At 46.1% G+C, this 23,817-nt stretch carries 17 protein-coding genes and 3 rRNA genes; 15 read left to right on the top strand and 5 right to left on the bottom strand.

From position 1 onward, the window contains the following. Complete coding sequence (locus ACEN8J_RS18395; RefSeq protein WP_069011289.1) at window positions 1-1,209, bottom strand: Ger(x)C family spore germination protein; 1,209 nt, start codon at window positions 1,207-1,209, stop codon at window positions 1-3. Further along, complete coding sequence (locus ACEN8J_RS18390) at window positions 1,206-2,747, bottom strand: spore germination protein (protein ID WP_495593834.1); 1,542 nt, start codon at window positions 2,745-2,747, stop codon at window positions 1,206-1,208. The genes ACEN8J_RS18395 and ACEN8J_RS18390 overlap by 4 nt, the downstream gene beginning before the upstream one ends. 195 nt (window positions 2,748-2,942) lie before the next feature. Here ACEN8J_RS18390 and ACEN8J_RS18385 point away from each other — a divergent pair, with 195 nt between their 5' ends. Further along, window positions 2,943-3,176, top strand: coding sequence for a hypothetical protein (locus ACEN8J_RS18385; protein WP_495593833.1), 234 nt, complete (start codon window positions 2,943-2,945; stop codon window positions 3,174-3,176). Window positions 3,177-3,182: 6 nt separating this feature from the next. On the opposite strand, the gene ACEN8J_RS18380 is transcribed toward ACEN8J_RS18385, so the two are convergent. Further along, window positions 3,183-3,839 (bottom strand): DedA family protein, encoded by a 657-nt coding sequence (locus ACEN8J_RS18380; RefSeq protein WP_029515749.1) that lies wholly within the window; start codon window positions 3,837-3,839, stop codon window positions 3,183-3,185. Window positions 3,840-3,984: 145 nt separating this feature from the next. Here ACEN8J_RS18380 and guaA point away from each other — a divergent pair, with 145 nt between their 5' ends. Together guaA and ACEN8J_RS18370 are read left to right on the top strand one after the other, a co-directional pair. Then, window positions 3,985-5,523 carry a glutamine-hydrolyzing GMP synthase gene (gene guaA / locus ACEN8J_RS18375; protein ID WP_013308777.1) on the top strand — a complete coding sequence of 513 codons (1,539 nt, stop codon included), beginning with the start codon at window positions 3,985-3,987 and terminating at the stop codon, window positions 5,521-5,523. 394 nt (window positions 5,524-5,917) lie between these two features. After that, window positions 5,918-6,535 carry a Type 1 glutamine amidotransferase-like domain-containing protein gene (locus ACEN8J_RS18370; protein WP_322251831.1) on the top strand — a complete coding sequence of 206 codons (618 nt, stop codon included), beginning with the start codon at window positions 5,918-5,920 and terminating at the stop codon, window positions 6,533-6,535. Window positions 6,536-6,680: 145 nt separating this feature from the next. Here the strand turns inward: ACEN8J_RS18370 and ACEN8J_RS18365 are convergent, their stop codons facing one another. After that, window positions 6,681-7,811, bottom strand: a complete 1,131-nt coding sequence (locus ACEN8J_RS18365; protein ID WP_039270697.1) for a Gfo/Idh/MocA family protein — start codon at window positions 7,809-7,811, stop codon at window positions 6,681-6,683. Between the two features lie 130 nt (window positions 7,812-7,941). Between ACEN8J_RS18365 and ACEN8J_RS18360 the strand changes: the two genes are divergently transcribed. The 12 genes from ACEN8J_RS18360 (at window position 7,942) to ACEN8J_RS18305 (ending at window position 22,413) form a co-directional block, all read left to right on the top strand. Next, complete coding sequence (locus ACEN8J_RS18360) at window positions 7,942-8,787, top strand: LysR family transcriptional regulator (protein ID WP_069011293.1); 846 nt, start codon at window positions 7,942-7,944, stop codon at window positions 8,785-8,787. A gap of 21 nt (window positions 8,788-8,808) precedes the next feature. Then, window positions 8,809-9,480 (top strand): SGNH/GDSL hydrolase family protein, encoded by a 672-nt coding sequence (locus ACEN8J_RS18355; protein ID WP_069011295.1) that lies wholly within the window; start codon window positions 8,809-8,811, stop codon window positions 9,478-9,480. A 153-nt stretch (window positions 9,481-9,633) separates the two neighbouring features. Then, window positions 9,634-10,104, top strand: coding sequence for a MarR family winged helix-turn-helix transcriptional regulator (locus ACEN8J_RS18350; protein ID WP_039270704.1), 471 nt, complete (start codon window positions 9,634-9,636; stop codon window positions 10,102-10,104). Window positions 10,105-10,123: 19 nt separating this feature from the next. Beyond that, entirely contained in the window at window positions 10,124-11,062 is a 939-nt protein-coding gene (locus tag ACEN8J_RS18345) for an NADP-dependent oxidoreductase (RefSeq protein WP_449291961.1), read from the top strand. Between the two features lie 40 nt (window positions 11,063-11,102). Beyond that, entirely contained in the window at window positions 11,103-11,492 is a 390-nt protein-coding gene (locus tag ACEN8J_RS18340) for a nuclear transport factor 2 family protein (RefSeq protein ID WP_220027006.1), read from the top strand. 222 nt (window positions 11,493-11,714) lie between these two features. Continuing rightward, the gene (locus ACEN8J_RS18335) at window positions 11,715-13,085 is read left to right on the top strand and encodes an NCS2 family permease (protein ID WP_023987039.1); all 1,371 of its coding nucleotides are present in this window, start codon (window positions 11,715-11,717) and stop codon (window positions 13,083-13,085) included. Window positions 13,086-13,531: 446 nt separating this feature from the next. After that, window positions 13,532-15,087, top strand: a 16S ribosomal RNA gene (locus ACEN8J_RS18330). Window positions 15,088-15,490: 403 nt separating this feature from the next. Then, window positions 15,491-18,439 (top strand): 23S ribosomal RNA (locus ACEN8J_RS18325). Window positions 18,440-18,591: 152 nt separating this feature from the next. Further along, window positions 18,592-18,708, top strand: a 5S ribosomal RNA gene (rrf, locus tag ACEN8J_RS18320). The 16S, 23S and 5S rRNA genes sit together here, the layout of an rRNA operon. Before the next feature lie 212 nt (window positions 18,709-18,920). Beyond that, a complete protein-coding gene (locus tag ACEN8J_RS18315; protein ID WP_029516043.1) occupies window positions 18,921-19,913 on the top strand; it encodes a ketoacyl-ACP synthase III in 993 nt (330 codons plus the stop codon). A gap of 128 nt (window positions 19,914-20,041) precedes the next feature. After that, a complete protein-coding gene (locus tag ACEN8J_RS18310) occupies window positions 20,042-22,177 on the top strand; it encodes a DNA topoisomerase III (RefSeq protein WP_495593832.1) in 2,136 nt (711 codons plus the stop codon). Between the two features lie 98 nt (window positions 22,178-22,275). Further along, window positions 22,276-22,413 (top strand): hypothetical protein, encoded by a 138-nt coding sequence (locus ACEN8J_RS18305; RefSeq protein WP_016819760.1) that lies wholly within the window; start codon window positions 22,276-22,278, stop codon window positions 22,411-22,413. A gap of 181 nt (window positions 22,414-22,594) precedes the next feature. On the opposite strand, the gene ACEN8J_RS18300 is transcribed toward ACEN8J_RS18305, so the two are convergent. Then, window positions 22,595-23,755, bottom strand: a complete 1,161-nt coding sequence (locus ACEN8J_RS18300; RefSeq protein WP_165150835.1) for a type II asparaginase — start codon at window positions 23,753-23,755, stop codon at window positions 22,595-22,597. Between the last annotated feature and the right edge of the window lie 62 nt (window positions 23,756-23,817).

The following is a 23,817-nucleotide window of genomic DNA, read 5'->3' as shown; positions in this document are numbered from 1 at the left end:
TCACTCCTTCATTTGTTTTTGGAATGATTCAAACAAGGAACCAATTTTTTTAATCTTTGTCTGTGCCTTATATTCAATCTGTAAGTCCATAAATGGATTTTCTTTTTCTTCTTTTAGTCTTTTCCAAAGCTCGGGTTTGGACTGGTGAATCAGTTGACCAAAGCCGAAAATGTCTGACTTAAACTCATGCCGAACGGTCTCTACGGAATGTTTCATAATTTCAACAATTTTTTCATTGCTTGCGGCTTCAATTTCTTTAATATCGTCCATACTGTCTAGCTTCATATGCTGGCAGTTGACTTCTCGTACTGTGCTGTTGTTGGTAACTGATATAGAGATAACAGGTTCTCCATCACGAATGATTACTTTTTTTTGAGTGTCGCTACTCAAGGTTAATAGGGCAATGTTACCCCCACCCTGACAATCGGTGTGCCCCGTTGTAGACTCCACTTTATCCCTGATGTAACTGAGCCCTTTACTGTCAAGTTCATTGATCCATCCCAGCAATCGGTCTTTTTTGAATACACCATTACCCGAAAACCGCAATATGGTTTCAGGCGATATACTTTTGGTGGCATCCATACCTTTTTCATTGGTCGACTCTATATCTCCCACAGCTTCCAATGCGGGCAGAGTGGACTGGATGTCGGGATTAACCAGATCGCTAAGAAGTTGATCCATCGTTACTTTGGTAGCAGGAGCCCAGGTTTTGGTTAAGGTATCTAACGAAGCAAATAATTTATTTGCCGGCAACTTTTCCATTGGAGTGGGGATCTTTAACATCGTAGAAGCCTTGTTATTCTTGGCTATCGCAATATAAAAGTCACTTCTTGTAAAAGGCTCTCGCATCATGGCTTCAATCGCATCAGCAATTCCCTTTCTCGCATACTCCTCACCTAAAATCAGCATACGAATATGAGATAAATAAATGGAGCGCGGACTTGTATTCGTCATTTTTTCAATGGCCTCTTGAATCGTGGGTGCAGTGGCCTGATAAGTAACGACTGGAGGGCCTGCACTTGGTGAAGATTTGGAAGCTACAGCAGAAGGAATGACCACCTGAGCGGTTACCTGATACTGGTCGCCTTCCATGTCCACCCCGATCCCAATAGCTATGCCCAGCTCATTTAATTCCGTGCGATCCCAGCAACCACCTAACAGTAATGCAATCAGTCCCCAGACGAAGAACAAATGTATGGTCTGCTTCATGGTTGATCCCTTCTGGCTTTTGATTTATTACCGATCCGTCTTTTTTTCGTTTTTTGGCGGATCGTATTTTGGATAGAGATGGATTGAGGACGCTTCGTCATATGAGGCCAAGGCAAGCGAAACAGCGTATCTTTCATATCGCTTTCCACATAGGGGCCAAACGGACTCATGTAAGATACTCCAAACGATCTCAGACTGGTCAAGTGCAGCAAAACTACGATTAACCCCATCAATATTCCAAGAAGCCCAAAGGCTGCGGCTAGCATCATTAAGGCGAAGCGTATAATACGAACCGCTATCGACAGGCCGTTTTCTGGAATAACATAGCTGGAGATGGCGGTGATTGACACGATAATGACCATAGCCGCCGAGACAACCCCCGCATCCACGGCTGCTTGCCCAATGACCAATGTGCCTACAATAGATACAGCCTGTCCGACTGTCCTCGGAATTCGGACTCCTGCTTCACGCAAAATTTCATAAGTAATTTCCATGAGCATCGCCTCGACAAAGGCTGGAAACGGTACGCCTTCCCTTTGTGCAGCGAGACTGACCAATAAGTTTGTAGGAATCATCTCTTGATGAAAGGTAGTTACCGCGATATAAACTGCCGGTGCAAGCAAAGCGATAAAAAAGGAAAAGAAACGCAGCAAACGCAGCAACGTGCTGATATCAGCACGTTGGTAATAATCCTCTGCCGACTGGAAAAATTGCACGAATAGCGCAGGAATCAACAGAACAAAGGGTGTACCGTCCACCAAGATAGCAATCCGCCCCTCCAACAGGCTGGCAGCGACCGAATCCGGACGCTCGCTGTTATAAATGGTGGGAAACGGAGTGAAGGATTCATCCTGAATTTCCTCTTCGATGTAACCCCCTTCCAAAATTCCGTCAATATCAATTCGGTCCAAACGTTCTCTCAGTTCCTGAATAACCCCTTCGTCAGCAATTCCTTTGATATACATCACGGACACATTGGTATGAGTGACTTGACCGATCTGTCTTGTTTCCATCCACAGGCGCGGATCGCGGATTCGCCTACGAATTAGAGCGGTATTGGTACGTAAATTTTCGGTAAAAGCCTCCATTGGACCCCGTACGACACTTTGGGATTGGGGTTCGCTAACACTGCGATCCTCCCAACCGACCGCATCAATCCATATGCCCTTTGCGTATCCGTCCAGCAAAATGATAATACCGCCAGATAGCATCTGGTTGAATAAGGCATCCATTTCGTCCACACTACCTGAGTTACCTGCAATCAAAACTTGATTCTTCAAATAGTCGAATGGTTCTGCGCCCTCCGGTACATGATGTTCATTTACTCGCATCAATGAACGGAGAACGGAATCATGGAGCAATTGAGTATTGACCAGACCATCAATATAAAATAGAGCTGCTGGCCATTTTTGCATCCATAATAGCTCTTTAATGATTACATCTCCGCTGTTTCCAAAGGAGCTTTCGATATGATTCACATTATCCTTCAAGTTAGAGGACACATGAGTAAGTGGACAACTTTTATTCTGATTTGGCATACGTAAAATCCTCCGATATTGGAGTTTGTTGGCTTAGTATGCTCTGAATATATGAATTTATGCCTTGCGATTATAGAAACGAATGCAGTCTGACATTCGCGATTTGCTCCGGTGAAGGGAGGACTGGTATGTCTTTTGTTGCTGGGGATTTTACTTATGGATTAAGCGGTAGTTGGCTTGCGGGGTAGGGGCCATTTGTCTGGATACATTATTAATACGGGAGACCCCATTGTATTTACAGGGTCCATTGTTGGGCATGCTGACGGCGTAGAGTCAAGGAATCATCGGAGTTCTATGCTTGGTGCAGGGGTGGCGATTGAAATGATGGAGCCGCGTACGTTGGGTTTGGCTGGAGGTGCGGGGTTTATTGTGATATCTATCGTGATTTTGATCTATTATGCAAGGACTCGTAGCCGCAAGGCAGCATGAGTGTGATTACTTCGTGTCATCCTTGTTGCTGGTTTTCACCGACTTTTCGGATTTGCGTAGCGAGCTAAATAGGAAGCTTCTCCACCGGTAAATAATATACAGCAGGATTATGAACCCAACGACTCCCGCAATTCGCAGTGCATACAGCTCTACCAAATGGAAAATGGCATCCCATTGGGGACCAAACAGCTTGCCGATGCTTAGAAAGAGGATGACCCAGAATAAAGCGCCGCTGTAAGCATATAAGACAAATTTACGGAAAGAAAGAACAATAATTCCGGCAAAATAACCGGTAAAATGCCTGACACCGGGGATGAAATATCCAAGGAAAATAAGCCAGTATCCATATCGTTGAAACCATTTTTGTGTTTTCTGAAGCTTGTCCGGCGATAACAAAACCCATTTACCATATTTCTGAATAAAGGGGAGTCCAGCCCACTTTCCGATAAAGTAGGTAATAGTCATACCGATGGTCGTGCCCAAAAAAGCTAGCAGCATCAGTTTACCGAAATCCAGGGTACCGGCATAGGAGAGATATCCCGCATAAGCCATGGTGGTTTCCCCGGGAAATGGTAAAGCAATAAACTCAAGCAGCAAGCCGAAAAAAAGGACGCCGTAGCCGTATTCTTCGAACAATTGCGCGATCCACTTCAGCACATCCATCGTTTACACTCCTACGAACAGATTGAGTATTTTAGAATCAATTCATTTTAACAATCTTTTCATGCCCACTCAACTCCGGTTGATTTCTTGACGTCTTGTTTTATCGTTGCGTATAATGAAACGAACAATTGAGGGAGGCACGGTAATGAATAAGCCTAATGAAATCGTTGTAGTTCTTGATTTTGGAGGACAATACAACCAGTTAATCGCAAGAAGAATTCGGGATCTCGGCGTATATAGCGAGCTCCTTCCATACAATACGCCTGCGGAGAAGCTGAGAGAGCTGGCGCCAAAAGGGATTGTTTTCTCAGGCGGACCTTCCAGCGTATATACAGACAATGCTCCTCAGGTGGATCGGGCAATTTATGACCTGGGCATTCCTATCTTTGGTATTTGTTATGGCATGCAGCTGATGGCTCACCAACTGGATGGTAAGGTAGAACGTGCGGGCAAGCGTGAGTATGGCAAAGCAGACGTGCAATTCAATCAGGATGCCCGCTTGGCTAAAGGACTGGATTCTCGTCAAACCGTATGGATGAGCCATGGGGATCACGTAACAGATCTGCCAACCGGCTTTACACTGGATGCAGGAACAGAGAGTGCGCCGATTGCCGCGATGAGTAACCTGGAGCGGAATCTGTATGCGGTGCAATTCCATCCAGAGGTACGTCATTCCGTTCAAGGTAACGAGATGATCAGCAACTTCCTATATGAAGTGTGCGGTTGTGAAGGCAACTGGACGATGGAGTCGTTCATTGAAGATCAGATTCGTGAGATTCGTCAACAGGTTGGCGACAAGAAAGTATTGTGTGCCTTAAGCGGTGGCGTGGATTCTTCCGTTGTAGCGATGCTTATTCATAAAGCGATCGGTGACCAACTGACGTGTATGTTCATTGACCATGGATTGCTGCGCAAAGGTGAAGCCGAAAGTGTAATGGAGACGTTCGTTGGTAAATTTGATATGAAAGTTGTCAAAATTGACGCACGTGAGCGCTTCTTGTCCAAGCTGGCAGGAGTCGATGATCCGGAACAAAAACGTAAAATCATCGGTAACGAGTTTATCTATGTGTTCGAGGAAGAATCTTCTCAATTCGACGATTTTACTTTCCTGGCACAAGGTACGCTGTATACGGATATTGTAGAGAGCGGAACTGCAACGGCACAGACCATTAAATCCCATCATAATGTGGGTGGTTTGCCGGAGAACATGAAGTTCAAGCTAATCGAGCCGTTGAATGCCCTGTTCAAGGACGAAGTGCGTAAAGTCGGCGAAGAATGCGGACTGCCAGCTGAGATTGTATGGCGTCAACCATTCCCAGGTCCGGGTCTTGCCATTCGTGTGCTGGGTGAAGTGACAGAGGACAAGCTAACCATTGTTCGTGAATCGGATTACATTTTGCGCGAGGAGATTGCTAAAGCCGGTCTGGACCGGGAAATCTGGCAATACTTCACCGCTTTGCCGAATATGAAGAGTGTTGGCGTTATGGGCGATGCTCGTACGTATTCTTACACTGTAGGTATTCGTGCAGTAACCTCCATCGACGGTATGACTGCTGACTGGGCACGTATTCCTTGGGATGTGCTGGAGAAAATTTCCGTTCGTATCGTAAACGAAGTGGATAACGTGAATCGTATCGTGTACGATATTACTTCCAAACCACCAGCTACGATTGAGTGGGAATAAGCGTGGAGACTTCCGCGCCGTAACCATGAATCCTTTAAGATTTACCAATACAACATCAAGACTCCTCCGTATCGGCGAAGTATCGCTATGCGGTTGGAGTCTTTTTTACGGGGGCAAGCAAGGACGGGATATGAAGTCATTTGTGGTTGCAAAACGGAATATGAAGCTAAAAAAAGGAGATATTATTCAATGGTAATGTATCTCTTTTTTTATATGTTTTTATTAGATTCAAGCTATAAATAGCTTAAATCAAGTATGAAATTAAACGTTCACCTCTTTTTCATGTCATGCTCTAATGGTGTCATGTTTTGATACTAATATATTTTATAATGTACCTAGGTTAAATTGTTACATATCTCGTTTCATTAAACGTTGTTCTAAGGAGAATAAAGAGATGAAAAAATTATTTCTGTCGTCCTCATTTAAGGATGTTGCACCATGCTTAGTCCATTTCGCTGGTGAAAACTTAGAAGGAAAAAAAGTCACCTTCATCCCAACCGCGAGTATTCCAGAGAAAGTTAAGTTTTATGTGAATTCAGGGAAAAAAGCATTAGAGAATTTAGGATTAGTCGTGGATGAAATCGAAATCAGCACAGCACCATTGAATGAAATAGAGAGTAAAATTAGAGAAAATGACTATATTTATATTACCGGAGGCAACACATTTTATTTACTTCAAGAGTTAAGAAGAACCGGGGCTGACAAAATCATTGCTGATGAAGTTAATGCAGGGAAGTTATACATAGGCGAATCGGCAGGTTCGATGATTTTATCACCGAATATCGAATATGCCCAACTTATGGACAATGTGCAGGAGGCGCCTGCTTTGGATTCCTTTGTTGCGCTCGGGACCATTGAATTCTATCCAGTCCCCCACCATACGAACATCCTGTTTAAAAAAGCGGTGGAGAACATCATTGAGGAATATGGCAGCCAATTAAATTTATATCCAATCAGCAACGCGGAAGTTATTTTGGTTGAAGGTGACAGGATAAAAGTTGAGAACACATGACTTCATTAAAAAAAGGTAATTTTTCTGGAGGGAAGTCCACTGCATTACCACCATCGAGTGGAGTAGGGTTTTAACTGATTACAATATAAAGAACATTCAATTCCACATCATCGTGGTACTGAATGTTCTTTTTTATAATTCTACCTTACCATACAATCTTTTTCCCGGTTGCAGCCGATTCCTCGATGCGATCCAGTAGCTGATGCAGCTTTAAGGCATGGTTGAAATCAGGAGCGAGACGGGTGCCCGTCAAAATATCCTCGGCAAATACATGATGAGCCTTGGCTACATTCAGGGTTACCCCTTGTTTTGGAAAATCCAGTCCGCCATCAGGCTCAGCAGTTACACTTATTTGTTCAAACGCCCCATTAGGACCATGACTCTGCGTACTGCTTGGATCGTACGCAAGTTTTTCGAGTGTCAGATTCCCAAATTGAACATGCCCAAGCGTAGGATTCTGTGTCAAACGCAAAATGCCCTTTTTCCCCTGAATCTCTATCTCAAACTTAGAATTCACTCCGCCCTGAATGTGAACGGATATCGGCGCCCCCTTGTCCAATAGTCCGTGAATCAGAATCTGATCGGCTGTATCCTTGGAAATGACTTCACCCGTTTCCTGAATAGTGGCTTCATTATAGCGAGATGATGTGATGGCCGATAGCTCGCGGAATTCGCCAACGATGTATTGCAGCGCATCCAGAGAATGCCCGCCGTTAATCGTTAGTAGATTAGCGCCATTGGCTCTGTTCAGCAAATAAGCAGTGTCCTGATTTACTTGTCCACCTTTGCCGGAAGTAGCTACTTGCATATGGCAGGATAGAATTTCACCAATCTCTCCGCTCTCCACCAACTTTTTCATCGTTTGCACTTCAAGATCTTGCCGTGCCTGCAAGCCGACGGTATGATGAATGCCTGCCAGTGCCGCCGCCTTGACCATTTCAGCAGCTTCCGCAGTGTTTGCCCCCAAGGGCCATTCACAAAAAATATGCTTTCTCTCATGAATTGCCGCCATCACCGCCTCATAATGATGGGGAACTTTTACGCTCACCACGACCATGTCTACATCCTCGGAAGCTGCGAGCTTTTTGGCATCATCAAAAGCCAGTGCCGCACCTACTTCTTCTGCACTTTGTCGTGCACTCTCCATACGGGAGGTACCGACGGCAGTGATATCCAGGTTTGAGTGCTTGAGCAACGCCGGAATATGCGTTTGACTAGCCCATTTATTATTCATCGAACCTCCTACGATACCTGCACGAATCTTCTTTATTACCATGTTGCCATACCTCCTAATTTTTAAATGAGGGTGGAAAGTAGCGTCCAAGGTCAATATAATACACTTAACTCATAAATAATAATGCTTGTTTATGATATAGGTATCATTTTATTTGATGGGAGGTGAAGGGATGGATATTGAAAATATGCAGGCATTTGTTTCGGTGGCAGAGCTGAGAAGCCTGACAGAAGCTGCCCAAAAGCTGAATCATCTGCAATCGAATATGACGGCTAAAATAAAGAAGCTGGAGGCCCATTACGGCACAGCGCTATTTTACCGAAAGCCCCGGGGTATGGAGCTGACACCTGCAGGAGAAATCCTATATGCTCAGTTCAAGCAAATGTTGTTGCTGTGGCAAGACACGGAGATGAAAATGAGACCGCAGGAGGAAAAGCTGCGCATCGGTACGATGCAGTCCATTGTTGCGGGGGAAACAACAAGGGCGCTTACGAAGGTATACGAGCTGTACCCGCAGGCCTCGGTTACATTAAAAACCGGAACCACCACGGGAATGGAACGATTGATTCTCGACGGCGAACTCGATATTGCTTTTGTTACAGGGTATCCCGCTAACCCGTATATTCATTATCAAAAATTATGCCGTGAAGAACTGGTACTGGTGGGGAAAGGCATACATGAAGGCTCGGATCTTAAACAGGTACTCCAAGGAGCGTCTATTATCATATTGTCGGATGGCTGCCTGTACCTCACGTATTTAGAGAAGATGTATCAGGACATGCAATTGACCCATGGCGAGGTTGTGGAGGTTGGTGTGTTTGAAACGATGGTACAATTTTCCTTGATGGGAATGGGAATCACCCTCATGTCCAAAAGGCTGGCGCGGCAATTCAAAGTAACATCCTATTTGCCCGCTCCCCCAACCTTTGGCTACATGGATACATATTTAATAACCCGGCCAAATCACGAAATGACAGCGATTGAACATAAATTTATCGAAATCAATAATACGATCTAATAGAGTAGGAGTGGAATTAGATTGACAAATAATCAGGGCAAGTACCAAGGTAGCCATGCCGTATTCCTGGGCGATAGTATTACGTTTGGATATGAATTACGTGATGGAGAAAAGCCATACCCCCACCTCGTGAGTGATGTATTAGGATTCCAAACTTTTGAGAATCATGGCATATCCGGCAGCAGTGTAGCCAGCGGTGGCTTTGAACCGATGTGTGAGCGTTATGAGAAAATGAACCCTCATGCGGACGTGATCTTTTTTATGGGGGGAAGAAACGATTTTTCGATGGGAGAAATATCGTTCGGTAGCTTGGATACGCCATCGACAGAAACGCGTACGTTTTATGGTGCGCTCAAGCATATTGCCGAAGGATTAATTAACCGTTACCCGGACAAGCTGATCGTCTTTTTGACCCCGCCTCACGGATCAAGTGATACCGTTCCTGAGCATCTGCCTAATGCTATCACAGGTCAAGTCTATAGCGCGTATGCACAGGCCGTGAGAGAAGTGGCCTCACTGTATTCTTTCCCGTGCTGCGATCTGTGGAATATCGCTGGAATTCAACCACTGTTGCCTGTGCATAAACAGATGTACTTTACAGGGGAAAATGGTATCCCTGACGGCCTGCACCCGAATCAGGCAGGCCACGAGCGGATGGCGGCTCGTATTATCGGATTTATGAATACACTGTAATGTATGGACTATTTCATCGTTTCATCGAATGACCTTAACTACAATTCAAGAATGCTCAGGCTATTTGTTTAGCTTGAGTATTCTTGAATTGTAGGATTTGTCTATATAGACTTGTCTCAGGACTTGTTTATTTTTAGTGAGGGTGTATAATACTTGATATATCAATTGATAGGTCAAGTATTAGGAGGATGGTTTGTCATCGAACATTGCTCTGAAAAAAGTCAGTTGTTTTATCGCATGCATCTTTTGTGTAAAGAAATGAATAACGCTTTTGAAGCACAGTTAAAAACCAGTTTTACCAAGGTTGAAATTTTGTATCATATTGACCATCGTCAGGAACTAAGCCAGCTAGAGCTCCAACATCTGCTCGTTCTGGATGGTGCAGCAGTGACTCGACATCTACGAAGGCTGGAAGAGGAAGGTCTGATTTTACGTAGTAAAAAAGAGCAGGATAAGCGTGTGACCTATATACGTTTGACCGAATTAGGGGTTCAAGAGCTGCAAGTTTTGTCAGAGCAAAGACAAGCCTTCCAGGAAAAGCTGCTATGTAAGTTTACAGATGAGGAAATTGTGGCTTTGACAGATGTACTACAGCGTATGTCCAACAATGTGAAGAATATATAAATGTGAGGAGGAAATGAATATGAAAGCCATCGTTATAGATCAGTATGGAAGCAAGGATGAATTGAAAGAAAGAGAAGTGCCTACTCCTACACCACTGGCTCATCAGGTTGTAGTCAAAGTGGCGGCTACCTCCATCAACCCAATTGACTGGAAGTTGCGTGAAGGTTACTTAAAACAAATGATGGATTGGGAGTTCCCGATTATTTTAGGCTGGGATGTAGCCGGCACTATTTCGGAAGTAGGCAGCGAGGTCACCGATTGGAAAGTGGGAGATGAAGTGTTTGCACGCCCGGACACCACACGGTTCGGTACTTATGCCGAGTATACCTTGGTGGATGATCACCTGTTGGCGCGTAAACCTGCCTCAATTTCTTGGGAGGAAGCCGCTTCTGTACCTTTGGCGGGGTTGACTGCTTGGCAGGCGCTTTTTACACATGGTCAACTGACCAAAGGGGAAAAAGTATTAATCCACGCAGGTGCAGGTGGCGTAGGCATGTTTGCTATCCAGTTTGCCAAACAAGCCGGAGCCTATGTCATTACTACAGCCAGTGAGCGTAATCATGAATTGCTTGCTTCATTGGGAGCCGACCAAATCATTGACTATCACACAACTCGTTTTGAGGAAGTTTTATCTGATGTGGACGTGGTGTTCGATACGATGGGCGGGGATGTTCAGAAGAATAGCTTTAAGGTAATGAAAAGGGGCACTGGACGGATCATATCCATTGTGAGCAATTTTGACGAAGAGCTGGTAAAGGAGTCCAACGTAACGGCCAAAAATATATGGCTGGAGCCCAACGGACAGCAACTGCAGGAAATTGCCGACCTGTTGGAGCAAAAGAAAGTAAGATCGGTAGTGGGAGCGACGTTTCCTTTTTCGCAAAAAGGCTTATATGATGCACACGCTTTAAGCGAAACCCACCATGCTGTTGGAAAAATTGCAATAACCTTCTCATAAGGATGAATACACATATACAGCACGAATGGAATTGCGCACGATGAAGATTTTAGAAGATTATTTTCACTACTATGATTTAGCAAAAGATGACGAGAAGAGTAGAGAGCGATTAATTAGCCTTTTTTCTGAGAAGATTGAGTTTGTATTGAATGGTGATCGAAAACAAGGTATGAACAGTTGGAAAAGCTTCTTGAATATGTTCTTTGAGGGATCGCTCGAAATCAAGCATATGTATGAAGGTTGGAAACCTGTACCCAGAGAACCTGATACCTATCAAACCAAATGGGCAGTGTGTGGTAAAAAAGCAACAGGCGAAGTTTATACACTTACTGGAGTGGACAAGGCCCGGCTGGATGCGGAAGGTAAGATCGTTTATCTGGAGAATATCCCAGACACAGCGAATGCATTTGATAAGTACAAAAACATCTGATTCCCTTAAATGATAACCCGTTAGCTGCATAATAGCTTGCGGGTTTTCTGTTTTCCGAACAATACATATATGTTTAATTTGTAACATTCGCTTTTTCTGTTGACAAGCAGTAGGTGAGAGCCTAAAATAACGAATGTAATAATATAGCGCATTGAATGCGAATATTACTTCAAACGAACGACAACAATACGAGTATGCTTTGCGTAGGAGGAATTACGACTCATGGAGCGTTTCTTTAAATTAAAGGAACATGGCACGAACGTCCGCACAGAAATTATAGCGGGGATTACTACTTTTATGACCATGGCTTATATTTTGGTGGTCAACAATACCTTTTTAGGTCCGACTGGAGCAGGTATGCCCAGTGAAGCTGTCTTTTTTGCGACGGCCGTAGGTGCAGGTTTGGTTACCATCCTGATGGGGTTATTCGTTAATGTGCCGATCGGCATGGCGCCGGGTATGGGCTTGAATGCTTATTTTATGACTGTAGTCCTGAGTTCTAATGGCATGATTACTTGGCAAGCGGCACTTGGCGCTGTATTTATATCCGGTATCGTCTTTCTGATTTTAACCGTGACACGAGTAAGACAGATGCTGCTTGTTGCGGTTCCGGAAAATTTAAAGACAGCTATTACAGTGGGTATCGGCTTGTTTATTACGATTGTCGGCTTCAAGCTTTGTAATCTGGTTATGGTGAGTATCGTTCCAGGGACAGATGTTGGTCAACCGGTTCCGGGGCATGCTTTTAATTTGATTTTGGGAAGTCTGGTACATCAAAAGGATGCACTGCTGGCCCTAATCGGATTGCTTATTATCGCAGCACTGATGGTCGTTCGGGTTAAAGGTGCATTGCTGATTGGGATCGTAGCTACTACATTAATCGGTATTCCGATGGGAGTAACGAATCTGAGTAGCTTGACAACAGGCAACTGGATTCCTGATTTCAGTAATTTGGCTGTAGGCCAGTTAGACTTGAAAGCAGCTTTGCATATTGGTCTGTTTGATATCATTTTCATTTTCACATTTGTAGAGTTGTTTGATACGTTCGGTACCTTGGTAGGTACGGCTACTCGCGCGGGTATAATGAAAGATAAGAAAAAAGGCGAGAAAATTATCGGTAAAGCGATGCTGGTGGATGCTGTTGGCGTAAGTACCGGTGCTGTATTGGGTACAAGTACGATTACAGCATTCGTAGAAAGCTCCGCAGGGGTAGAAGAAGGCGGACGTACCGGACTGACTGCTGTAACGACAGGTGTTCTGTTCTTGTTGGCCCTGTTTATTGCACCGTTGGCTCTGGTTGTGCCTTCTGCCGCTACTGCTCCAGCTCTGATTATTGTTGGGGTCCTAATGATGAGTCAGGTTCGTAACATTGACTGGGACAACTTCCTGTTGGCGTTTCCTGCATTTTTGACTATCGTGCTGATGCCTTTCACAGGTGGAATCGCGAATGGTATCTCTGCTGGTATTTTGTCTTACGTTGTGCTGGCTGTGTTCAGTAATCTGTTTACCAGCAATAAAGTTAAAATTCACTGGCTCATGTGGGTGCTTGCTATTATTGTAGTGATCCGCTTTGCCTTTATGGGCTCTGAGTAATTAGTAGATATAGAACAAAGAACCTCTTCCTGTTGCTTAAGGGAAGAGGTTCTTTGTTTGTAGTTAGACGCAGATAGATACAACGGAGCTATTATATAGAAGGAAAATGAATAATAAATAAAGTATTATGAATTTCACATAAAAAATGCTTGCAAACGGGATGTGTATATGGTATATTCTAATTCCGGCCAAGAAATACAATATTGCGAGCGAGTGTTACAAAAAACGTTTTAAAAAAATGCTTGCTAAGTTGGTTCGGACATGATATGATATAAGAGTTGATGAAGCGACGTGCTGAATTAACGAAATGAATGTTTGATCTTTGAAAACTGAACAACGAGTGAGTAAAACGATTTTGTTCGCAAAATCAAACAAGAGATATTTTTTATCTCGTCAGTTTCAAAATGAGCTTATCGCTCTTTCTATAAACCAGCTTCGGTTGGTCTTTAATGGAGAGTTTGATCCTGGCTCAGGACGAACGCTGGCGGCGTGCCTAATACATGCAAGTCGAGCGGGGTTATTTAGAAGCTTGCTTCTAAATAACCTAGCGGCGGACGGGTGAGTAACACGTAGGCAACCTGCCCACAAGACAGGGATAACTACCGGAAACGGTAGCTAATACCCGATACATCCTTTTCCTGCATGGGAGAGGGAGGAAAGACGGAGCGATCTGTCACTTGTGAATGGGCCTGCGGCGCATTAGCTAGTTGGTGGGGTAAAGGCCTACCAAGGCGACGATGCGTAGCCGACCTGAGAGGGTGATCGGCCACACTGGGACTGAGACACGGCCCAGACTCCTACGGGAGGCAGCAGTAGGGAATCTTCCGCAATGGGCGAAAGCCTGACGGAGCAACGCCGCGTGAGTGATGAAGGTTTTCGGATCGTAAAGCTCTGTTGCCAGGGAAGAACGTCTTGTAGAGTAACTGCTACAAGAGTGACGGTACCTGAGAAGAAAGCCCCGGCTAACTACGTGCCAGCAGCCGCGGTAATACGTAGGGGGCAAGCGTTGTCCGGAATTATTGGGCGTAAAGCGCGCGCAGGCGGCTCTTTAAGTCTGGTGTTTAATCCCGAGGCTCAACTTCGGGTCGCACTGGAAACTGGGGAGCTTGAGTGCAGAAGAGGAGAGTGGAATTCCACGTGTAGCGGTGAAATGCGTAGAGATGTGGAGGAACACCAGTGGCGAAGGCGACTCTCTGGGCTGTAACTGACGCTGAGGCGCGAAAGCGTGGGGAGCAAACAGGATTAGATACCCTGGTAGTCCACGCCGTAAACGATGAATGCTAGGTGTTAGGGGTTTCGATACCCTTGGTGCCGAAGTTAACACATTAAGCATTCCGCCTGGGGAGTACGGTCGCAAGACTGAAACTCAAAGGAATTGACGGGGACCCGCACAAGCAGTGGAGTATGTGGTTTAATTCGAAGCAACGCGAAGAACCTTACCAGGTCTTGACATCCCTCTGACCGGTCTAGAGATAGACCTTTCCTTCGGGACAGAGGAGACAGGTGGTGCATGGTTGTCGTCAGCTCGTGTCGTGAGATGTTGGGTTAAGTCCCGCAACGAGCGCAACCCTTATGCTTAGTTGCCAGCAGGTCAAGCTGGGCACTCTAAGCAGACTGCCGGTGACAAACCGGAGGAAGGTGGGGATGACGTCAAATCATCATGCCCCTTATGACCTGGGCTACACACGTACTACAATGGCCGGTACAACGGGAAGCGAAGCCGCGAGGTGGAGCCAATCCTAGAAAAGCCGGTCTCAGTTCGGATTGTAGGCTGCAACTCGCCTACATGAAGTCGGAATTGCTAGTAATCGCGGATCAGCATGCCGCGGTGAATACGTTCCCGGGTCTTGTACACACCGCCCGTCACACCACGAGAGTTTACAACACCCGAAGTCGGTGGGGTAACCTGCAAGGGAGCCAGCCGCCGAAGGTGGGGTAGATGATTGGGGTGAAGTCGTAACAAGGTAGCCGTATCGGAAGGTGCGGCTGGATCACCTCCTTTCTATGGAGAATCGTTTCCTGCAATGGAAACATTCAAATTAGCAGGTATAACGTACCTGCGACCGGATATTCAATTCGGTTCATCACATTCGTGTGAATGAAATGAATATCCTGAACTTACTCACTCGTTGCTCAGTTTTGAGAGTTCAAACTCTCAAGCTTCGACGAATACTTCATTCACACATCCGTGTGGAACCGAAATATTCATCGGGTTTCGCTTCGATGAAGCGAATTGCACCTTGAAAACTGGATACCGAAACGAAATTGCGTTTTAGAATATTCCTTTAAGCTGATCTTGTGTAAACAAGTGAAATAAAGGTAGCAGGTAAGGAAAGATCTTTTGCCTTTGGCAAAAATCATTCTTTATCGAACATCGACATTTTCTTTTATCAAAGAAAAGTCTAGGTTAAGCTACAAAGAGCACACGGAGGATGCCTAGGCGCCAGGAGCCGACGAAGGACGTGGCGAACAACGATAAAGCCTCGGGGAGCTGTAAGCAAGCTTTGATCCGGGGATGTCCGAATGGGGAAACCCGGCTGTCTTCATCGACAGTCACTTTCTGCTGAATACATAGGCAGAATAGAGGCAGACCAGGGGAACTGAAACATCTAAGTACCCTGAGGAAGAGAAAACAATAGTGATTCCGTCAGTAGCGGCGAGCGAACGCGGATTAGCCCAAACCAAGGAGCTTGCTCCTTGGGGTTGTGGGACGTCTCACATGGAGTTACAAAGGAACCGGTTAGATGAAGAGGTCTGGAAAGGCCCGCCAGAGAAGGTAAAAGCCCTGTAGTTCAAAACTGGTTCTCTCCGAGACGGATCCCGAGTAGTGCGGGGCACGTGAAACCCCGTATGAATCCGGCAGGACCATCTGCCAAGGCTAAATACTCCCTGGCGACCGATAGTGAAGCAGTACCGTGAGGGAAAGGTGAAAAGCACCCCGGAAGGGGAGTGAAATAGATCCTGAAACCGTGTGCTTACAAGAAGTCAGAGCCCTATGATATTTTCCTTTGGAAAAATCACGGGTGATGGCGTGCCTTTTGTAGAATGAACCGGCGAGTTACGTTCCCGTGCAAGGTTAAGGTGAAGAGCTGAAGCCGCAGCGAAAGCGAGTCTGAATAGGGCGACTGAGTACGTGGACGTAGACCCGAAACCGGGTGATCTACCCCTGTCCAGGGTGAAGGTGCGGTAACACGCACTGGAGGCCCGAACCCACGCATGTTGAAAAATGCGGGGATGAGGTGGGGGTAGCGGAGAAATTCCAATCGAACCCGGAGATAGCTGGTTCTCCCCGAAATAGCTTTAGGGCTAGCCTCGGAAAGAAGAATCGTGGAGGTAGAGCACTGATTGGGTGCGGGGCCCGCAAGGGTTACCAAGCTCAGTCAAACTCCGAATGCCATAGATTTAGTTCCGGGAGTCAGACAGTGAGTGCTAAGATCCATTGTCGAAAGGGAAACAGCCCAGACCATCAGCTAAGGTCCCCAAGTGTGTGTTAAGTGGGAAAGGATGTGGAGTTGCACAGACAACCAGGATGTTGGCTTAGAAGCAGCCACCATTGAAAGAGTGCGTAATAGCTCACTGGTCGAGTGACTCTGCGCCGAAAATGTAACGGGGCTAAACACACCACCGAAGCTATGGCTTGATGCTTTGCATCAGGGGTAGGGGAGCGTTGAATGCGGGTTGAAGGTGTACCGTAAGGAGCGCTGGACTGCATTCAAGTGAGAATGCCGGTATGAGTAACGAAAAGATCTGTGAGAATCAGATCCGCCGAAAGCCTAAGGGTTCCTGAGGAAGGTTCGTCCGCTCAGGGTAAGTCGGGACCTAAGGCGAGGCCGATAGGCGTAGTCGAAGGACAACAGGTCGAAATTCCTGTACCACCGTAATCCGTTATGAGCGATGGGGTGACGCAGTAGGGTAGTGACGCGGACTGATGGATGTCCGTCTAAGCAGTGAGGCTGGTGTGTAGGCAAATCCGCACATCGTTAAGGCTGGGCTGTGATGGGGAGCGAAAATTGTAGTAGCGAAGGTCATGATCTCAGACTGCCAAGAAAAGCCTCTAGCCAGGAGAAGGTGCCCGTACCGCAAACCGACACAGGTAGGCGAGAAGAGAATTCTAAGGCGCGCGGAAGAACTCTCGTTAAGGAACTCGGCAAAATGACCCCGTAACTTCGGGAGAAGGGGTGCCTCGGTAGGGTGAATAGCCCGAGGGGGCCGCAGTGAAAAGGCCCAAGCGACTGTTTAGCAAAAACACAGGTCTGTGCGAAGCCGCAAGGCGAAGTATACGGGCTGACGCCTGCCCGGTGCTGGAAGGTTAAGGGGAGTGGTAAGCCCTTCGGGGCGAAGCTATGAACCGAAGCCCCAGTAAACGGCGGCCGTAACTATAACGGTCCTAAGGTAGCGAAATTCCTTGTCAGGTAAATTCTGACCCGCACGAATGGCGTAACGACTTGGGCGCTGTCTCAACGAGAGATCCGGTGAAATTTTAATACCTGTGAAGATGCAGGTTACCCGCGACAAGACGGAAAGACCCCATGGAGCTTTACTGCAGCTTGATATTGAATTTGGGTACGATCTGTACAGGATAGGTGGGAGCCGTCGAACTTTGAGCGCCAGCTTGAAGGGAGGCATCCTTGGGATACCACCCTGATCGTATCTAGGTTCTAACTTGGTACCGTAATCCGGTGCGAGGACAGTGTCAGGTGGGCAGTTTGACTGGGGCGGTCGCCTCCTAAAGAGTAACGGAGGCGCCCCAAGGTTCCCTCAGAATGGTTGGAAATCATTCGAAGAGTGCAAAGGCAGAAGGGAGCTTGACTGCGAGACCTACAAGTCGAGCAGGGACGAAAGTCGGGCTTAGTGATCCGGTGGTACCGCATGGAAGGGCCATCGCTCAACGGATAAAAGCTACCCTGGGGATAACAGGCTTATCTCCCCCAAGAGTCCACATCGACGGGGAGGTTTGGCACCTCGATGTCGGCTCATCGCATCCTGGGGCTGAAGTAGGTCCCAAGGGTTGGGCTGTTCGCCCATTAAAGCGGTACGCGAGCTGGGTTCAGAACGTCGTGAGACAGTTCGGTCCCTATCTGTCGTGGGCGTAGGAAATTTGAGAGGAGCTGTCCTTAGTACGAGAGGACCGGGATGGACGTACCGCTGGTGTACCAGTTGTTCCGCCAGGAGCACCGCTGGGTAGCTATGTACGGAAGGGATAAGCGCTGAAAGCATCTAAGCGTGAAGCCCCCCTCAAGATGAGATTTCCCAATTAGTAAGACCCCTTGAAGACGACGAGGTAGATAGGTTGGGGGTGGAAGTGCAGTAATGCATGGAGCTGACCAATACTAATCGGTCGAGGGCTTATCCTAAAGATAAAACGCAAAAGAGTTTCGGATCCAGTTTTCAGGGTGTAACCTTGAAGGTATGTACAAGTGACATACGACAAGCGCATGGCTATTCATTCACACGATAAGTGGTGAACCGAATAACCGTACGGAAGAATTTGCGTAGCAAATTCATGTTTGGTGGCGATAGCGGAGGGGTTCCACACGTACCCATCCCGAACACGACCGTTAAGCCCTCCAGCGCCGATGGTACTTGGACCGCAGGGTCCTGGGAGAGTAGGACGTCGCCAAGCAACAAGCAAAAGAGACTATGATCTTCATAAGATCATGGTCTTTTTTTGCGTTAAAAGGCAGTGGGATTTTATTTAAATTGAGCTTGTTATAAGTTTAACTGGATAAGTGGATATTAACTAGTAATAAGAAGACGGTTTTAAAATAATTTAGTACCAGGTATTAGTATCTGGTGTTATAATGTGAATAAGGATTACAAAGGAGAGTGGTCAGATTGTTGAATTCAAAAGCTAAGCTTACGGCCTTTGGCACTTATGTACCTGAACGGATTTTGACGAACGCTGACTTGGAGAAGCTTGTGGATACCAGTAACGAGTGGATTGTACAGAGAACGGGTATGCATGAAAGACGCATTGCGGCTGAAGATCAATATGTATCTGATTTATGCATACAAGCTATTACACGTATGATTAACCTGTATGACGTAAATATAAACGATGTTGAGATGATCATTGTAGCGACGAGTACACCTGATTACTACTTTCCGAGCACGGCTTCACGTATTCAGGCTCATTTTGATATTCCGAATACAGGGTCAATGGATATTAGTGCAGCATGTGCAGGTTTTTCCTATGGACTTCATTTGGCAAATGGCCTTATTACGGGTGGTCTGCATCGTAAGGTGCTAGTAGTGGGAGCCGAAACGTTGTCCAAAATTACAGATTATACGGATCGGACGACGTGTATACTTTTTGGAGATGGTGCAGGGGTTGCGCTTGTTGAATATGACGAGGATGAAGGATCATTTTTAACTTCAGATATAGGTACTTATGGGCATGGGGGAGCACATCTTTACCGAGTGGGATTATCTGATCATTTGGATGGAGAGAAGCTGCAAGACCATGGATTTATTGCTCAAAATGGACGTGAGGTTTATAAATGGGCTGTTCGCTCTGTTCCAACGGGAATCGAACGATTATTGGATAAGGCAAATATGCAGAAAGAGGATCTTGACTGGTTTGTACCTCATAGTGCTAATTTGAGAATGATCGAGTCCATATGTGAAAGAAGTACAGTACCTTTGGAAAAAACGCTGACAAGCGTAGAATTGTATGGCAATACATCGGCGGCATCCATCCCGTTGGCTTTGCAGTGTGGTTTGGATGATGGACGTTTACGGTATGGACAACATGTGTTGTTATATGGATTTGGGGGAGGACTTACCTATGCAGGTCTGCTATTAAAATGGAGTGTGCCTGATTTGTAAGCTGGTCCTAAGCGGTGTAAAGCAATTGCAATAGTATGTACGAACATGTTAATAAGAGCCGTTGCATTAGAATTTATCGGATCATGGCAGGATGGTATAATTAACACTATGAGAGAAAGGAGCGTAACATGAAGGTATTGGTATTAGCAGAAAAACCATCCGTGGCCAGAGAGATAGCACGTGTGATGGGTAGCCGCGAGAAGCATAAAAGTTATATAGAAGGACCCCAGTACGTAGTGACGTGGGCACTGGGACATTTGGTCGGCTTAGCAGAGCCGGAGGATTACGATTCTAAGTATGCGACTTGGAATTTGGAGGATCTGCCTATTCTTCCGAAGAGTTCAAAGTTAAAGGTACTGCGTGAAAGTAATCATCAGTTCAAAGCTGTGCAGCAACTCATGAAGCGGCAGGACATTGGAGAGCTTATCGTGGCAACAGATGCTGCTCGCGAAGGAGAATTGTTGGCACGCTGGATCATTCAAATGGCAAACTGGAAAAAGCCCTTCCGACGCTTATGGATCTCCTCACAGACAGACAAGGCGATTAAGGCAGGTTTCGCAAAGCTATTGCCTGGTCAGCAGTTTGATCGTTTATATGAATCGGCTCGCTGTAGAGCTGAAGCAGACTGGATGATTGGTCTCAATGTAACTCGCGCGTTGACTTGTCGTTATAACGCCCAACTTTCGGCTGGAAGAGTGCAGACACCAACGCTGGGGATGATTATGGAGCGTGAGAAAGAAATTACCGAATTCCGTTCTCAGGAATATGATACTTTGACGGCGGACTTCGGCGATTTTCAGGCAACTTGGCGGGCAGAAAGCGGGGATTCACGCATGTTTGACCGCACTCAAGCAGAGGCTTTGCGCCGTAGACTTGAGGGGGCCAAAGGCACAGTTGCCAGTGTTAAAAAGAGCGAAAAGAACGAGCCTCACCCGCTAGCGTATGATTTAACGGAACTACAAAGAGATGCTAATCAGCGCTATGGCTTTTCGGCTAAACAGACGTCTAATCTGCTTCAGCGTCTGTATGAGCAGCATAAGCTGGTGACCTATCCACGTACGGACAGCTGTTATCTGACATCCGATATGGTGGACACACTTAAGGAAAGGCTCAGCAGTGTAGCAGTAGGTCCATATGCTTCCTTGGCACGTCCGTTATTGCGTAACAACCTACCAATCACAAAGCGAATTGTGGATGACAGTAAAGTCACGGATCATCATGCGATTATTCCTACTGAGCAGACATTATTGCTTAATCAGTTGAGCCCAGAGGAACGTAAGCTGTATGATCTGATTGCACGACGGTTTATCAGTCTATTCTATCCACCTGCACGTTATGATGCTGTAGCCGTATCAGTTACGGTGGAGCAGGAGACGTTTCACGTAAAAGGCACAACGGTAAAAGATAGCGGATGGCGTGCTGTATATGACGCGAACCATTATGATATGGATGATGAAGAAGCAGAGGATCGGGAAAACAATGGACGGGGCGTTATTTTACCTGAGCTGCAAAAAGGAGATTCCGTCCGGTTACAGCGTTGTCTTGTACGAGCTGGGCGAACGATGCCGCCGAAGCGGTATACGGAAGCAGCCCTGCTCGCTCAGATGGAAAAGCATGGACTGGGTACTCCTGCTACTCGTGCCGATCTGATTGAAAAGCTTGTCAGCTCGGATACGATTGAGCGTCAGGGGAACGTGATGCATCCAACCGGGAAAGGTAAGCAACTGATTGAACTGGCAGCTCCACAGCTTCGAACGCCTGAGCTGACGGCACGTTGGGAAGCGGAGCTGGAACGGATTGCTCGTGGTCAAGGACAACCGGAACCGTTTTTGAATTCTATTCGTGCTATGGCGAAAGAGCTGGTTTCCACTGTGAAAAATAGCAGTGCGGAGTACAAGCCTCATAATGTGACGAATAGTCATTGTCCAGATTGTGGTACAAAGCTATTGGAGAAGAAGGGTAAGAAAGGCAAGTTCCTTGTATGTCCAAGTGCGGATTGCGGTTACCGTCGTTCAGGGGAAAAACGTTTGTCCAATCGACGTTGCCCGCAGTGTCATAAGAAAATGGAAATGAAAGAGGGCAAAGCAGGATTGTATGTAAGATGCCTGCCCTGCGGCATTACCGAGACGTTGGATGAGGACAAGCAACGGGTAAACAAACGGGAACAGCAAAAGCTAGTAAGACAATTTGAAAAGCAGGAATCTTTTGGCTCCAGTTTGGGTGATTTGCTAAAAGCAGCGATGGAACAAAAGCAGGGCAAATAACGGATGACCATAAGCGCTGCAGTCAACATAATCAGTAGGTGCATGTCGGTATAAAAACGATCACTCCTTGGCATGGTAATCCGAGGAGGTGAGTATTTATGCCCAAACATAAACCGCTTAAAATCAATAATCAGCAAAATAAATCAAGCATACTGGAGGAGGAAATTGCTGCTCATCCAGAGAAGCAAGCGAAATATCCTCCAAGCTTGAATGGGATTCCCAAACAGCAGTCTTGATGCTGCGTGGGAGGGACGATGGATTACTGTATAGAACCAAGACGATTGGATATTAGATGAAGTAGTTATTAATGCTAGACTTGTCTTGCAAAAAAAAGCAGCAGTTACGGTGATCAACCGTAATCGCTGCTTCTTTTTCATAATAAGGATGTTGTATTTATTTGATTTGGGATAAATGTTCTTAGTATTCATTAAAGAAGGATTGAATTTGGTTAACATCGTGTGTTTGGGTCAAAGCAAGCATGAGCAAAATCCGTGCTTTTTGTGGATTAAGCGAATCGGTCGATACAAAGTTTGAAGCTGCGTCTTTTGTTGACGGGGACACTACTCCACTTCCCACTCGGCTGGAGCGGGCAATGATTATTCCTTTTTTACCTGCGGCCTCTGCGCCTTCTGAGGAGGTCTTGGACAAGGAACCATTACCGGAACCAGCTACGACAATACCCTTGGCACCAGCTGCTACGGCTGCATCATACAGATAGCGACCATTGTTTTGATATTCGTATAAAATATCTACTTGTGGCAGTTGAGTCAGGTTAGAGATGTCGAATACAGAAGAAGTCGTATGCTTGTGTGTGGATTTGTTGTAGTAGTACACTTGATCGCCCACAACAGCTCCAAGGTATCCCTGCTCCACAGATTTGAACGTATCGACTGCTGTTGTGTTCGTTTTGGTGATGTATCTTGCTGCACCGATACGGTCGTTCAGCAGGACGAGTACGCCCTGACCTTTAGAGGCCGAAGCCCCGGCGACTTTCACTGCATTATAGAGGTTGAAGGGACCATCGGCACTGATGGCAGTAGCTGGACGCATGGAGCCAACGACAACTACTGGCTTATCGCTTTTGATAACAAGATTGAGGAAATAAGCTGTTTCTTCTAATGTATCTGTACCATGTGTAATGACAATGCCATCTACATCGTCTTTGGCAAGCAGTTCATTGGTGCGCTTGGCAAGTTTTAAGAGGATCTCATTATTAACATCGGGGCTACCTACATTAACAACTTGCTCACCACTGACATTTGCAATACTTTTCATCTCAGGAACGGCATTGATTAGAGTTTCCACTCCCAACGCGCCTGCTTTGTAGCCGGTTGTATCCGTGTTGACGGCAGATGATCCTGCAATGGTCCCTCCTGTGGCAAGTATTTTAATATTGGGTAAATGATTGGTTTGTGGTTTTTCGGATTTGTCCGAAGTTATAGTGGTAGAAGTAGGTGCAGTTGTGCTGGTTGTAGCTGCTGCCGCAGCGTTGGCGGTAAATCCACCACTCCATAAGGTACCTCCGAGAATAAAGCTGGCCAACAGGGGAATCATCGTCATTTTTTTCATGTTAGTCATATAAAGCTCCTCTCCAATCTTAAACCTCAAATATGATGATAGATTAACTGACAAATATTTTG

The organism is Paenibacillus sp. Paensp38, assembly GCF_059491915.1.
The sequence above is the reverse complement of the archived record's forward strand: the minus strand, read 5'-3'. Positions and strand labels throughout refer to the sequence as shown.